Origin of the sequence: Desulfobacter curvatus DSM 3379, from assembly GCF_000373985.1 — a bacterium.
Lineage (GTDB): Bacteria > Desulfobacterota > Desulfobacteria > Desulfobacterales > Desulfobacteraceae > Desulfobacter > Desulfobacter curvatus.
Genome location: NZ_KB893065.1, coordinates 1 through 13,722, shown reverse-complemented (window position 1 = coordinate 13,722; position 13,722 = coordinate 1). Strand labels below are relative to the sequence as shown.

Genomic DNA, 13,722 nt, shown 5'->3' with positions numbered 1-13,722 from the left:
TGGAACCACAGCCTCTGGTGGGGCAAAACCTCATCCCGGCTGCGTTTCAAGTGTTCGTTCGACTTCAGTAATGATGTCTGCAGCCAGTCGGTTGAGCCGGGTGATATCACCTGAAACCGCAATCGATGCTTTCTGTATATTTTTTTTAAACAGCATGACCACAACTTTCACAAGATTACCGTTTACCCAGTAACGCCCGGCCAGAGAATAGGCGTCGGGAAAGTCGGCTGCATCCACATAGACAAACCCGGTGTTTTGACCGCGCATCGACACGTCACGAAGGGCATCATTAACACGACGGCCCAATTCCAGGTGATCTATAACCCGCTGTTCATCCTGAAAGTTTGACTGCAATATCAAGGGCCTGACGGCGGCAAGCCGGATTTTTTGCCGATCCTCTTCAAGAAGCTGTCCCAAATCGAAGCTTGCACCTCCCCTTGGCATTGCGACCACCGGACGTTGAATGCCGCCAATGTCTTTGGCAAGTTGCGGCACATGATCCGCAGCATGATGAAGCAGACGTTCGGCATCGACAAACTGGGATTCACGCAGGGCTGCACCGCGCATACCGAACAACAGGCTCCATGTGAGCAGCCCCTGGCCGTATCGGCTGGTCTCATAGCTCACGGCATCAGCCGCTGCGCCGGCCAGGACATACAGTCCCGTGCGATCCTTCATACGTTCCAGCGCCCGCACCTGACTGGAAGCAATATCCCGCTTTTCGGTCAGCCGTTCCACGACTCTGCCCGCAGCACAGGTGTCAAGGATGAGAATCTGTTTCAACGCAGGCACTTTTTTGATCATATCGGTCAGTTCCCTGCTCGATATGGCGGTGGAAGCGCGTATGGCTGGGTCATCAAGGTTGCCGCTTCCGGCATCAGGGGTCAGATAATAGAAATCTCCGTCCTGACCCCCGTAGTTTACACCGTGGCCGGCCAGATAGACAATCAGCAGGTCGGTTGCACGGGCTTGGGCTGCAGCTTCAAATGCAGCCTGGAGCCGTTCCCGCGTGGGGGCGGCCTGTCCCGGTTTGTCTGAGGTGGTCAGCAGCGTAAGTCGCACATGATCGGCCCCGAACAGCCGTGTCCCGCCGATTTCAAGCGCATGAGCCATATCTTCGGCATCTTTTGCTGCATACCGCAGATCAATGGCATTGCCGGCATAATCCGAAACACCGGCAACGATTGCCCACAATACCGGTTTTTCCTCTTGGGCTGTTCCCGGTTCCTGATAGGCGATCGTAACCCCCCGGCTGGAAAGAAAGCCTTCGGCGTTGTACGCACGAACTTCGATGATATTTTTCTGACCGGTAAGAAGATAGGGATGGCCGGCCAGGGGAATGGGGGGCAAGACGGCCTGTGCGGCAGACGGATCAACCGTGCCGCCCCGGGCATCGCTGACTATTTCTTTGCCGTTGAGCAAAATGATGGCCCGGCCTATACCCCCGCCCTGGTTAACCAGCGTAATTTGAAGCTTTGGGTCCCTGGGGTCAAGCGGTTTCGTGATAACATCCGGAAATAATCCGGGGGCAACAAAAGAGACGACGTTCCTGAGAGGTTCACGGTTATACCCCATCTTTTTTGCGAGCAGCCCGGGTTCATAGTAGCGTTCCTTAAGTTGGCTCAAGGCGATTGCTTCCAGGCCGACGACCCAGTGCAGCCCTTCGACATCACCCCCGTTGGAAGCATCAAACCGTCCCTTTTTATCGACTACTGCCCAGCCTCCGTCCCTAAAACTAATTAACTGGCACAGTTCCTCACCCGTGGCCGTGTCCCAGAGCCTGGCTGTCTGATCGGCACTGGCCGACAATAAAAAACGGTTGTCCGGAGAGAATGCCACCTGAATGACGGCGCTGGTATGACCGGTAAAACGGCGTAATTCCTTACCGCTGTCCGGATCCCACAGGCGGATTGTTTTGTCTTCGCTTCCCGTTGCCACATAGCGGCCGTCCCTGGAAAAAACGGCGCTGTGTATGCCATTGGTGTGACCTTTAAAGTTCAGGATTTCCGTTCCGGTCCGGGGATCCCACAATCGGATGATCTGATCCCAGCCGGCGCTGAGTATCCGGCGTCCGTCGGGAGAGAATGTCACTGTGTTGACCAGCCGTGTGTGGCCTTTAAAGCTTCTGATGATACGTTGCGTGGCAACGTCCCAAAGACGCACCATGTTTTTGCTGGCCGTCACAACCCGGCGCCCGTCGGGAGAAAACGCGACGGAAGAAACACGGTCTTCATGAGGCCCAAGAAGACTGACCTGTGAAAAGCCGGTCTGTGTGTCCCACACTCTGGCTGTTCCATCATCTCCTCCGGTTACAATCCATCGCCCGTCTGCTGAAAACACAACCGGACGAATGCCGCCTTTGTGCCCTGTCAGGCGTTTAAATTCACGGCCGTTGACGGTTTTCCAGATGCGGGCGGTACCATCCCGCGCCGCGGTTACAATCCATTGTCCATCAGGAGAAAACGTCACGCCGCGTACATCACCGGTATGGCCCTGCAGACGCTGAAGCTGTGCGCCGCTGTCCGCATCCCACAGTCCAGCCGTATCGTCCCAGGTGCCGATCAGTAAGCGCTTTCCGTCAGGAGAAAAGTCCACTGCGCTGACCCAGTCAGAATTGCCTTCAAAATTCAGAAGGTGCCGGACAGTTCCTGACGAAAGATCCAGGGACCAGGCTTGGGGAATTTCACCTGCAGCTGTGAAAAAGACTGTTTCTTCAGCAGAGGTATCGACGGCGGTAACCCCATTGGTATGCGAAATGGCATTCCCGTATTGCGTGCCCTGAAGCGTATTCCAGATACGAGCCGTTGCATCCTGGCTTCCGGTGACAACCGCATGTCCGCCATGGCAGAACGCCACCGAGGTTACCGCTTTTTCATGTCCGAGGTATCGCCGGATTTCATGCCCGGCTTTGATATTCCACAGGCGTGCGGTTTTATCGAGACTGCCTGTCAGGGCATACCGTCCGTCAGGTGAAATGGCCACCGCACTGATACCTCCCTGATGACCTTTGAAACGGCGTACTTCCCGCCCGGTTTTCAGGTTCCACAACTGAGCCGTAGTGCCGCCGCCGGTAAGCATGCGCTGCCCGTCCGGCGAGATCGCAAGGGATGTAACTTCGGCGTTGAGACCTTTTAATTGTCGAATCTCTCGGCCGTCGTCAGCATTCCACAGACGCACCGTCATATCTTCGCTGCCGGTGGCAAGCCAGGCGCCGTCCGGAGAAAAGGCCGCTGCCGTCACCGGTTGGGTATGTCCTTTCAACTGCAGTAGTTCTCTGCCACTGAACGTATCCCACAGCCGTGCCGTTTTATCCGCACTGCCGGTTAACAACAGGGCACCGTCAGGCGACAGCGCAACCGAACGAACCACCTCGGCATGGCCTTTGAAACGGCGAATCTCCTGCCCTGTACGGGCATTCCACAGGCGAACGGTTTTGTCCCAACCTGCACTGACGATAAAGTGCCCATCGGCCGATACATCCATGGCCGATACATGATTGGCGTGGGTTAACTGTACCACCATCCGGGCATTTGCCGCTGTTCGGTTTTTTTCCGGAAGGGCTGTTACTGACGGTCTTTTTGGGGCTACACACGAGGCGGTAAAGAGCATCGAAACAATTAAGGCAATCCGCAACAAGGTAAACGTATAATTGCCAGGCATAAATACTTTCTTCAGCCGACTCGGTTCGCAACGATTAAGGGGATAGTTGTACATACCGGATTCAATCCCTTTTTCAGCGTGTATAGCTGAAGGTCCACCATGCGCTTTTTTCCCCTGATTTACCGTTTTGATCCACAGCCCAGACCCGCCATCGGCCTGGCTGAGCACCTACAAAATTGAAAGTGTAGGTCGTAGACCGGATTGATTTGACCATTTTGTGTGTGCGTCCTATATCCTTGCACCATCTGTTTGCCCGGCAGCAGCCATAGCAGTCGATTTCGACGGTGTAGGCGGCTGCCCCCTGTACGGTTGACCATCGGAGTGTTGTGCGGCGCGGATAGTGGCTGAAACGCTTGCCGCTGGTCGGTGATTGTAACATCGGTGCCGGTAGTGCCCGTATGGGAATCACCCTGATCGGTCTGTTCGGCCTCACGATTTCACCAGGGATTATGACCGGTTTATCATCTCTCAACCGCAGCGGCGGATTGGGGCTTTCACCGACAACCTGCGGTTGATAGACGGTAGTCCCCCTTTCCGCGGTGATGCTTTGTCCGCCATAACCGGTAACTGTCAGCACATACGTCATACCGGGCGCCACTGCTCGTTCACCGTTGAGAGGGACGTTTCCGATGCCCGAAATTGCGGCAGAAACAGCATTACGGGTACGCCACCGCAACGTAATGGTATCACCTGCCATCGCACCGGGGGGATGCGCTTCGAACTTTTCGATTATCGGTGGTTTGGGAAGATTGCCGGCGATCGTATACATTCCGATATTTTTTTCATGACTTACGGTGCGGCCGTCGCGGCCGGCAGCGGTCAGCACATAGGTTCCTTCTTTCCCGATCGTAACCTCCCGTGATCCGCTGGCCGGGACTTCACCGATCCCCGAAATCGTGACTGAAATCGCATTGCGTGTGCGCCAATGCAACGTACTTGTTCCCCCTTCGGTAACCTTGGGCGGATATGCCTCGAATTTTTCGATCACGGGGTATGCAGAGCCACCGCTCAATCCCCCGCCTGTCGGTCTTTGCCCCTGTGGAATACAGGCGCAAAACAGCAGCATCAGCATTGATACCACCGCGGGGAGCGCGATTTGCCGATTTCTTTTTGTAACATTAATCATCGTGCCTTCCTCCCAGTATCAATCAGTGAGAATTGTATGTCTAAACATGGCCTAGTTATCGAAACCAATCCTGAAAAAACTTCTGCTGCTTCGCCGGCGAATGATTTTCCTCTATGACATGCGGTGCTACGCTCCTCTCGGTGCTTTTGTTAATCACCATGCCGGCTGTATTGATGCCGATGGCCACGGCAAAAATGGTCATTGAATTTATAATGTAAAAAATAATCCGTTGATAAACGGGAACAGACTTATCTGCCCAGACGCTGAGCCCAAACAGCAGGCTGAGAACAAGGCCTGTCCAGTTGCCCGGCAGGCCGAACTGACTGGTCAGCGTTGCGGTAATCATTGTCGTGGTCGCTCCAACAGCGCCCGGTGTCATCATGGCTTTAGAGTGAAAAAATTCTTCCATCCAAATTCCTCCAATGTGCTGATGATGGTGACGGCCAAATCCGGATTATCTGCCACAGTTGAGTTTATCGTTGCAGATATTCTTTAATGCTTTCAGACCCGGTTGGCCGCGGTAAGTAACGATTTCTTCGGCAAACCTGCGGTATCGCCAGCAAGCCTTCCGCGTCATGGTTTTCCTGTCCCAGCGTTCCCAGTCCTGCTTGTATTTAATCTTCTGGTATTCAACCCCTGTATCCGGTTCAACCGGAAGAATACGCGGGTTACCGTCCCATCCATGGGATCCCCAGGCAATACGCTTTTCCGGATCAATGACCATTACGACATGTCCATCACCGCGTATGTCATCCCGGTACACCAGAATATCACCGATTTGTAACGGCGTGTTGTCATCACACAGATCAAACTCATCCTGCATGAGCGTGTCGTCTGAAACCATCATGGCCGTGGTAAGGTATTGGTCATCTCTGTTGTACGGTAACCCCGAACGGGTAAATGCAAACCATATGGATCGTGAACAGTCGATGCCGCGTTGCAGATTATCTTCATCGGATGGTCCGTCCCAGGCATGTTGCCGGTAGCCGTACCCGTCCCCGGCTGAGGCCCGGGCCAGCCTGTCTGCCCGCTCAAGAACCTTGTACAGAGCCGTGGTTTCGTCATCGGGAAGGTATGGCCGAATATCGAAACGGGTAAGGGTGTATTCACGCAGGTCAACGGGTTGACCGGGGGCACTTGCAGTATTCAAAAATCGCTGATTTGCTTCAACTCTTAGGGAAATTGAGCTCAGCGTCCAGGTACTGTTTTCAGCTATTCCTTCGTCCGCGGTTTGAATACCGCGTCTTCTTTTCTGAAAGTAGCGATGCAAGGCCTGTTGCAGACCTGAAGTGCCTGGAGAGCGGCTGGCGGCAGGTTGCGCAAACTGCCCCCACTCGACGGGATTGGTTTCCTGAGTTCCAAAAACGATAATTCGGTCTTGTACATTTAAGGGCGGCGTCCCCATGAAGGTTTCGCCGGAAGCATTGAACCGGTATCTTTCACCCGGCATTAGCCTCACTTTACGGCCATCGCGGGGCAATGCAAACATGCCTCCATCCGTTGAAAGGATCAACACGCCGATCAGTAGAGGCGTAGGAGAATCACTCGACAAGGCGACCTGTACATTCCATGCGTGGCAAAGGGGAATGATCTGCTGCGTGTTAGGTTCGGCCTGTTTCCAGATACCGTCAGCACAGTTGTTCTGTTTTGAGGCCGGAATCAGGCTGACTTTCAGGGTCTCATTATCTGTGAAATCCGATCCGCCGTCACCACGCAGGTGAAGCAGGGCGCGCTGACGGGCATGCTGTCTGAGATTTTCGGCGATGACGGTGTCGGATGCGTAAGTATTGCGGATACGGTTCTCGGGTCCTTTCAGTATCAAACGGTTATCGTTTCCCAAACTCAGTTCAAAATCACCCGGACCTTCAACCAGCTTTATGGACAGGCCGGTCTCTTTATCCTTTTCCACTGCCGTTTTGATCTTACGTGCCCGTTCTGCCGGAATTCCTCCGGATTCCCCAAGGGGGCGTATACGCACTTTCATAGCAATATATGAGTTTGCGGGACGAACCAACACTGCGAGATCACCCGGTTTAATTTCCGGATGATCCTGTTCGGCGGCGGAGATGCCGGCAATGGCGTTCAGCCCGGTGACCTGGGTAAGGACCACCGTCGCCTTGGATTTGCCTGGATCACGGGTGTCCGCTCCGGTAACGGCACCGTCATAGATACGCAATTCGGCACCCTCTCCAATTCCCGGCAGTGCCGGACCACCGAGCTCCAGCGGCGGACCTGCTTTGAGGACTTCCCAGGCGATCGGGCGATCGCGGGTTTTGCTGTCAAAAACCGTGCGGGAGAGATCGCCGTGAAAATACGGAACCTGGGGACTTTCCGCAGCAACCAGAAGGGGAACCTGCCGGGCAACCTGGGCATATGTCATGGTTTGATTGCCCGCGTCTGCCAGAATTTGTAACAGTGCATCCGTGAAAATTCCCCTTCCATTTTTTTCCAGCGCCGGATTGCTGTCGGCCGCAGCTGAAAAAATCACCGTGCCTGCCAGCGACTCTGTTACCCATCCGGCACCTTGGTCGCCATCTGCGGTTGTGGTAGAAGGGGCCGCATCGGAGTCCTCCGCCATGGGCTCGAAAAAACGGGCCGCCGCGGGATCCCGGGTCGCAGTGCCGGCGTTACATGAATCCAAAATGACTGTGATATAACGGGTTTTTTGGTACAACCGCCCCAGCATCTGATTGAATTCATCGTCAAGCAGATCCCCAATACCATCGGTGCGGGCATCATGAAGCATTAATGTTTCATCCCATTCATCCGGTTCATCGCCATTTTTGTCGCGAGCCTGAGAGCCGTGACCGGCAAAAAAAATCACCACCACATCATTTTCACGGGCTCGTTCGACCAGAGCCGTGTCAAACAACTGTTTGAACGCTTCGGTAGTTGCCTGTTCATTGAGAAGCAGACAGACATTCTGCTTGGGGAAGGCGTACCCGTTTTTTCCGGTCAGAAGTTCATAAAATCGGCGGGCATCATTGGGCGGTCCTTTGAGATCGGGGATGTTGTCGTTTTTGTATTCACCAACACCGACAATCAGTGCCAGGCGCCTATGTCCATCGGTGTCAACAGCCTCTCCGGGAGTGCATATTTCCGGCGTTTGGGTAACCAGCGACCTTTTATTAATCGTGTCTTCCCGCTGACATCCTGTTGCGTGTATTCCGATCGTACACATTAAAAAAAGCATCATGGCTACACTCGGCCGCCGGGTATCTAAAAAGTGTCGCATTACCGCCTCCAAAGCAATTGATTGTTGGCTTTTCTATGCTATATGATACAAAGTTTGTAAACCACGCTACAAAATATCATATCCTTTCAATCTGCAGGAAAACAGTGCATCTCATTACATCAACCATGAGGAGGTCCTATGATGGATACACTCCATGAGCCTTCTTTCATCGTACATGGTACATAACTTTAGGATAGGAATATGCTCTATGTCAAGAAAAGTATGAGAGCCAAAATCCACCGTCTGTTTTTTACAACACCCCGCCAAGGTCAAATCAGGAGATCTTTTATATCCTTTTCTATTTCGATGCCTGTTTTCGTGATCTGCGACACTTTAGCTGCGGTGATGGTTTCCACATTAAACCGTTTAAGATCCTGCATCATCCCCCATCTGGTTGATTTGCCGATATCTTTTCCAATGTGAGGGGGTCATCTCAATGAGATACACTTTTTTGCTGCCTTTAGTGGCCATGTTAAAAAGTGTTTTCGGAGGTTCTGCCTGGTTCATCAGCAAAAATTTGAGGGTTTGTGCCGATACTGTGCCTTTGGCACTGGGCTCGAACTATTCCAATATGTATTTTTAGTTTTGAGTCCTCAACATTATGGAACCCTATGCAGCTCTTTGCATTGTGAGGATGCTCTCAAGGCTCAAGGCTTCCGACATGATTCCCAAAGCAATTGCCGGAACCTTTCCGGTAGTCCAATGAGGTCGAACATAATTGTGTATGATTTGATGAACATCCAGAGTTCGTTGTAAGCCATGCTCTGTTTTAGCGTATGTGTTTGTTCTTCTCCTTGATGCAGCATTTTTCTTACCACATAGTTGGTATACAATAAACCGGCTGGCTCGCTCCATGATGACTGCGGTCCATCCTTTGGATTCCGGAGGATCGGTGCGCTTTCCCACCACAGTGTATAGCTTATCCCCTTCAAACAAATGTGAGGGAGACAAATTCATGACAAAAGGAATACAACATCAGCGTTGCTTTCTGGTCGCCAAACAGTTGCTCCCAAAGGGCAATGGTGCCTTTATGCGATCCCAATACCCGACCGGTTGCCCGAAGGCCAAGCCCCTCGCTGCGAAGCCGTAGTGCAGATGCAACTTTGCTGATTCCGTTCTCCCATATATTCAGCCCCAAGTTTTTTCAGGTATCCTGCCAGAAGATACCGATGACAGTCCGTCCTGGATGCGCAGAAGCAAACAAGCGTTACCTCATCCCGGCCCAAAAGATCATTCCAGACGTCTGACTTTTCCCGGTAAGATTTCTGCATCAGCTCCCGATACATCTGTTTGTATTCATCCCAGGAAATCTTTCCTTCTTTTGATCCCATGACCATTTTCCAGGTGGGCGCAAAAAAACGGCCTATTGGATCTTTGCCTTTTACGGTAATATCAAGCCGGTCATTACCAGCATATTTGTATTGAGCGGTATAGAGATTCATTTCTGTTTGAACAGATACTCCAGGCCGTTGAGTTTGATTTCATAGACGGTCTGCAGCAGTCTGCCCAATTTACCCTCTGGAAACCCTTTACGCGAGAACCAGACCAGATAGGGTCCAGGCAGATCTACAAGCCGCAAACCTTTATATTTGCCAAAAGGCATCTTTATCGTAGTAAGCGTGATGAATTCATTTTTATCTGGGATGACTGGTTGCATTTGACCTCAAGTCCATTGTCTGAAAGAAACTTCGTTGATTTGCTGCAAACAGGCGCTGTTGTTTCCAGCGTGATTGTGGCTCCTGGGACAGTCTTCCTTATTTTGTTGGCTTTCTCAAGGATGACAGCGGCATCCTTCATAACGATCCGGCTTTTTCTGTCGATAGAAAGGACAAAGCTATCGTGATCATCCTTCAGTAAAACTGTTCGTGCCGTCAGTCCATATAAATTTAGGGTCAATTTTATCCATTGATTTTGTCCCTCAATTTTCCGGCGCATTTAAATGTAACCACCCGTCTCTTGTCCAGCATCATTGAATTCCCGGTGGCTGGATTCCGTGCCTTTCTCGTTTTTTTTTCATTGACCTTAAACTTCCCGAAACCGCTAATCATAAGATCTTCACCTGACGCAAGGGTAAATTTTATGATTTCAAGAAGCTCTTCTAACACGTTTTTTGCTTCGGCTGGCCTAAAATCATTTTTCTCTGCAATCCGCTCAACAATATCAGTTTTTGTCAGTGCCACAATGAGATCCTTCCATTATTAAAACGCCCTTCATACCTTTTGAGCTTGGTTGGGTCAATCGACATTTTAAGAAAAAGCGTTTCGTCGATGAAACACATTTTTGTACCCCTACATTATTTCCATGAAAAAGCGAACACGTTATTGGTGGCTGAATAGGATGGGTGCTGATGGATTTTTCTGGTGAAAGGCAGTACTGATGGTGGAGTACAAAGATTGGTACTGGTCAGAAAAGAACAGATAGAACAGTATGAACACAAACTTTTTAATAAAAAGTCAATCTCCCTGAATAACCAGGGCAATCGCATGAAATATTTCAGCCTGAGCAATTCTTCGAGATAGCCAAGGCTTCAACCAGCTCGCTTCCTGCTTGCCTTAAACCCCATTCTTTCGATTTGGATCATTTCTAATAAGATTCAACGCAGACCGTCTTAGAATAGCAAAATTTCAGGTGCATTATCTTTTCGAACACGGGATTCATCTTCACGGAAAGAGATATCAAAACACCAATGCAAACTGTTTTCAACAGCCCAATGCTGGCGTGCAACCTTTAATCGCTTCTCTGAGGATTTCGTTTGTATTATTTTAAAATTAATAGTATCTTTTTACATGAGATTACACTGGGGACGGATGTCCAGTATTTTTACTCCCGGAAAAATAAATTGATCCGACTCTCTCTTTCCTGAACCCATTCTAAAAAGTAAAAAGCCAATCTCCTTTGTATCAAGGCTATGGGAAATTGGTTCTGTCAGGCACGAAAGGTGCTCTTACAACTATAGATGATACCCGGGGCCTATCCGTTGTTCATAGAAGTTATAATGGTTGAATGAATACGCTAGTGAATGGGAGATAAACATGCATGATAAAGCAAGGATTCTCATTGTGACCCCAGAGGTGACTTATCTGCCTGAAGAAATGGGGTCATGCGCAGGCTATTCAGCTAAAGCCGGTGGCTTGGCGGATGTTTCGGCCGCCCTGATCAGTTCCTTGTTTGACCTGAACTGTGATGTTCATGTAGCCATACCTGATTACCATTCCATCTATCATGACTATTCCACCCAAAGACATGATCTGCAGATAGAAAAAATCAGGCAAAGCCTGAACGAGGAACGGATTCACTTTGCCGTGGACCGGGCATTCCTTTATAAGAAGAAGGTTTATTCCGGCGATTCAACTAAAAATTTAATGGTGTCCCTAGCTTTTCAGCGGGAGGTGATCAACAACATCATTCCCAGGGTAAAACCGGACATTATACACTGTAATGACTGGATGACCGGACTGATCCCGGCCATGGCCAGGCAGTATAACATCCCCTGCCTGTTTTCCATTCACAATATCCATACCATGACCTCAACCCTGGCCGAGATAGAAGACCGGGGGATTGACGCAGCTTCCTTCTGGCAGTGGCTTTACTTTCAGCAACCGCCTGAAAGCTATGAGCAAAGCCGGATATCCAACCGGGTGGACTTCCTTTGCTCAGGGGTATTTTCAGCCCACTATGTTAATACAGTTAGTCCGTCGTTTTTACAGGAAATTGTTGAAAACCGGCACGCTTTTGTAGCGCCCGAACTTCAGGCCGAGCTGGCCCACAAATGGGAAGCCGAATGTGCTACAGGTATTTTGAATGCACCGGAACCCGAATTCAACCCGGCAGTGGATAACAGGATCGAATTTAATTACGGGCCAAAGAATCACCGCAGCATGAAACAGAAAAACAAAATTTCTTTTCAGGATACTGTGGGCCTTGAACAAAACCCGAATGTGCCCTTGTTTTTCTGGCCTTCCCGCCTGGACCCGGTCCAGAAAGGATGTCAATTGCTGTCTCAAATCATGTACCATACCATATCCCGCTACTGGGAAACCGGAATCCAGATCGTATCCGTGGCGGACGGACCATATTATAAGACCTTTCGTGATATTGCCGGGTTTCACGGTTTAAGGCACCGAATAGCTATTTTAAGATTTGATGAAGAAATCTCCCATCAGGCATTTGCGGCCAGCGATTTTGTTTTCATGCCCTCTTCCTTTGAACCCTGCGGTCTGCCCCAAATTATCGGGGCCATTTACGGCAGCCTGCCCATTGCGTTTGACACCGGCGGCCTCCATGACACGGTAACCCTCCTTGATCCGGCCAAGGGAAGCGGAAACGGTTTTGTTTTCACCGTTCACGATACCCAGGGATTGAATTGGGCCATAGACCGGGCCATGGATTTCTTTGCCCTTGATCCCAATGAAAAAGAGACTCAGATCCGTCGGATTATGATTGACTCCGTCACGGAATTCAATCACAGCCGGTGTGCCCAAAACTATATTAACCTATATGAAAAAATGCTTCAAAGACCATTTCTTGTTTGGCCCGGAAAAGACACAGTGTAAATATTTAAGTCAATGATCAAGGTCTGCCTCCATCGCCTTTGCAATGGTGTGGGCATCCAAATATTTTTCAAAATGGCAGACGGACAGCCCTGAATTCGCCCTTGCCCGGGCAGGCCAAAATGACCATGAGAGGCAGTACTGATGGTGGGGTACAAAGATTTGGTACTGATCAGAAAAGAACACATAGAACACTATGAACACAGACTTTCAGTTCTTTTTCATGAGTACTTATTTTTTAAAATAAACCCCAAATTTGTGTTCTATGCTGTTCACTTGGTCCAATGTGTTCACCCCTACGTAAGGGAGATGAAGAAAGCCACTCCCAATCTCAATCCGTTCCCAGTTGATCATAGCCTCAGTGAGATTGTAGAAGAACAGCTTTACCGCACCAATACCTTCCTGCTTACTCAACCCTGTTCTGTCTTTAAGCACCTGGAACAGTTCCAGTTTGTTCATGAGCTACCCCCGTGATTGATTTTTGAAGGGTACTTGTTTAGCTGGTTCCCAGGGATTTATCAAGGGTATACATCTTAAAATTTGTGGCCTTTTCCCGCCGATGTGTGTTTAAAGGAGGCGAATCCTTGTATATAGTTTTATGTCTATATTTTGTTACGAATACAATATGATATTTGCAGTCCCACTTTACGTTTGATAGTGTTTGCCAATCTTTCATAGGTCCTTCCTTTCCCCCTTGGGGGCTTTCCCAAGAAAGGACATTTATCACACTTATCAATCTCGCTGGGACTGTCCGAACTATTCGGGTCGCTCAGGCAGAGCCTGAGGTTTAATTAAAAGCAATTAAATTGCACGGCGAAGATTCACTCCCCAAATTTGGGGTGAGTATTATTGCGGAGAAATACCACAATAATTGATCAAAATTATATACTTGAGTTTTCGGATTTTTTATCTTGATAATTTGAAAAAAACTCCAGTTTTTGTTTGTCAAGCTGCAGTTTGTAGTCCGGCATCGTCCAAATTCACTAACTCATAACGCTTCTTCCTTGTTCTGTTCATACGCGTTTTTTCAACCCAAAGCCAACGTTCCACAAAATGTTTATCAGTCTCAAGCTTCTCCAAAAGAGCCTTAAGATTCTCATACTGCGCACGACGGACTATCGAAGGAACCGTTAATGGTGCCTTTGTCAATT

At 49.9% G+C, this 13,722-nt stretch carries 11 protein-coding genes; 1 reads left to right on the top strand and 10 read right to left on the bottom strand.

The window, feature by feature from the left end; genetic code table 11:
- Window positions 1–30 precede the first annotated feature (30 nt).
- From B147_RS30355 to B147_RS0114665, 7 genes are all read right to left on the bottom strand, one after another.
- Window positions 31–3,660, bottom strand: coding sequence for a caspase family protein (locus B147_RS30355; RefSeq protein WP_020587961.1), 3,630 nt, complete (start codon window positions 3,658–3,660; stop codon window positions 31–33).
- A 73-nt stretch (window positions 3,661–3,733) separates the two neighbouring features.
- Window positions 3,734–4,786, bottom strand: a complete 1,053-nt coding sequence (locus B147_RS0114705) for a fibronectin type III domain-containing protein (RefSeq protein WP_020587960.1) — start codon at window positions 4,784–4,786, stop codon at window positions 3,734–3,736.
- Window positions 4,787–4,841: 55 nt separating this feature from the next.
- The gene (locus B147_RS0114700; protein ID WP_020587959.1) at window positions 4,842–5,195 is read right to left on the bottom strand and encodes a hypothetical protein; all 354 of its coding nucleotides are present in this window, start codon (window positions 5,193–5,195) and stop codon (window positions 4,842–4,844) included.
- A 45-nt stretch (window positions 5,196–5,240) separates the two neighbouring features.
- Complete coding sequence (locus B147_RS0114695; RefSeq protein WP_020587958.1) at window positions 5,241–8,021, bottom strand: caspase family protein; 2,781 nt, start codon at window positions 8,019–8,021, stop codon at window positions 5,241–5,243.
- Window positions 8,022–9,049: 1,028 nt separating this feature from the next.
- A complete protein-coding gene (locus B147_RS0114675) occupies window positions 9,050–9,463 on the bottom strand; it encodes a DUF488 family protein, N3 subclade (protein ID WP_020587954.1) in 414 nt (137 codons plus the stop codon).
- A complete protein-coding gene (locus B147_RS0114670) occupies window positions 9,460–9,678 on the bottom strand; it encodes a DUF3820 family protein (RefSeq protein ID WP_020587953.1) in 219 nt (72 codons plus the stop codon). The genes B147_RS0114675 and B147_RS0114670 overlap by 4 nt, the downstream gene beginning before the upstream one ends.
- A 241-nt stretch (window positions 9,679–9,919) precedes the next feature.
- Window positions 9,920–10,201, bottom strand: a complete 282-nt coding sequence (locus B147_RS0114665) for an integration host factor subunit alpha (RefSeq protein WP_020587952.1) — start codon at window positions 10,199–10,201, stop codon at window positions 9,920–9,922.
- An 852-nt stretch (window positions 10,202–11,053) separates the two neighbouring features.
- Here B147_RS0114665 and B147_RS0114660 point away from each other — a divergent pair.
- Window positions 11,054–12,574, top strand: a complete 1,521-nt coding sequence (locus tag B147_RS0114660; protein ID WP_020587951.1) for a glycogen synthase — start codon at window positions 11,054–11,056, stop codon at window positions 12,572–12,574.
- A gap of 228 nt (window positions 12,575–12,802) precedes the next feature.
- Here B147_RS0114660 and B147_RS30350 read toward each other — a convergent pair whose 3' ends face one another.
- The 3 genes from B147_RS30350 to B147_RS32465 all read right to left on the bottom strand — a co-directional run.
- On the bottom strand, window positions 12,803–13,030 hold the full coding sequence (locus B147_RS30350; protein ID WP_020587949.1) for an HU family DNA-binding protein: 228 nt from the start codon (window positions 13,028–13,030) through the stop codon (window positions 12,803–12,805).
- Window positions 13,031–13,067: 37 nt separating this feature from the next.
- A complete protein-coding gene (locus B147_RS33535; protein ID WP_020587948.1) occupies window positions 13,068–13,247 on the bottom strand; it encodes a transposase in 180 nt (59 codons plus the stop codon).
- Between the two features lie 269 nt (window positions 13,248–13,516).
- On the bottom strand, window positions 13,517–13,722 hold a 206-nt coding region (locus B147_RS32465; RefSeq protein ID WP_033397444.1), incomplete at its 5' end, for a hypothetical protein.

Excerpts from the sequence above, each read along its gene's own strand:
- B147_RS0114705 (WP_020587960.1), bottom strand. The coding sequence starts at position 4,786 with ATGATTAATGTTACAAAAAGAAATCGGCAAATCGCGCTCCCCGCGGTG.
- B147_RS0114695 (WP_020587958.1), bottom strand. The coding sequence starts at position 8,021 with ATGCGACACTTTTTAGATACCCGGCGGCCGAGTGTAGCCATGATGCTT.
- B147_RS0114675 (WP_020587954.1), bottom strand. The coding sequence starts at position 9,463 with ATGAATCTCTATACCGCTCAATACAAATATGCTGGTAATGACCGGCTT.
- B147_RS0114700 (WP_020587959.1), bottom strand. The coding sequence starts at position 5,195 with ATGGAAGAATTTTTTCACTCTAAAGCCATGATGACACCGGGCGCTGTT.
- B147_RS0114670 (WP_020587953.1), bottom strand. The coding sequence starts at position 9,678 with ATGCAACCAGTCATCCCAGATAAAAATGAATTCATCACGCTTACTACG.
- B147_RS30350 (WP_020587949.1), bottom strand. The coding sequence starts at position 13,030 with ATGAACAAACTGGAACTGTTCCAGGTGCTTAAAGACAGAACAGGGTTG.
- B147_RS30355 (WP_020587961.1), bottom strand. The coding sequence starts at position 3,660 with ATGCCTGGCAATTATACGTTTACCTTGTTGCGGATTGCCTTAATTGTT.
- B147_RS33535 (WP_020587948.1), bottom strand. The coding sequence starts at position 13,247 with ATGAAAGATTGGCAAACACTATCAAACGTAAAGTGGGACTGCAAATAT.
- B147_RS0114660 (WP_020587951.1), top strand. The coding sequence starts at position 11,054 with ATGCATGATAAAGCAAGGATTCTCATTGTGACCCCAGAGGTGACTTAT.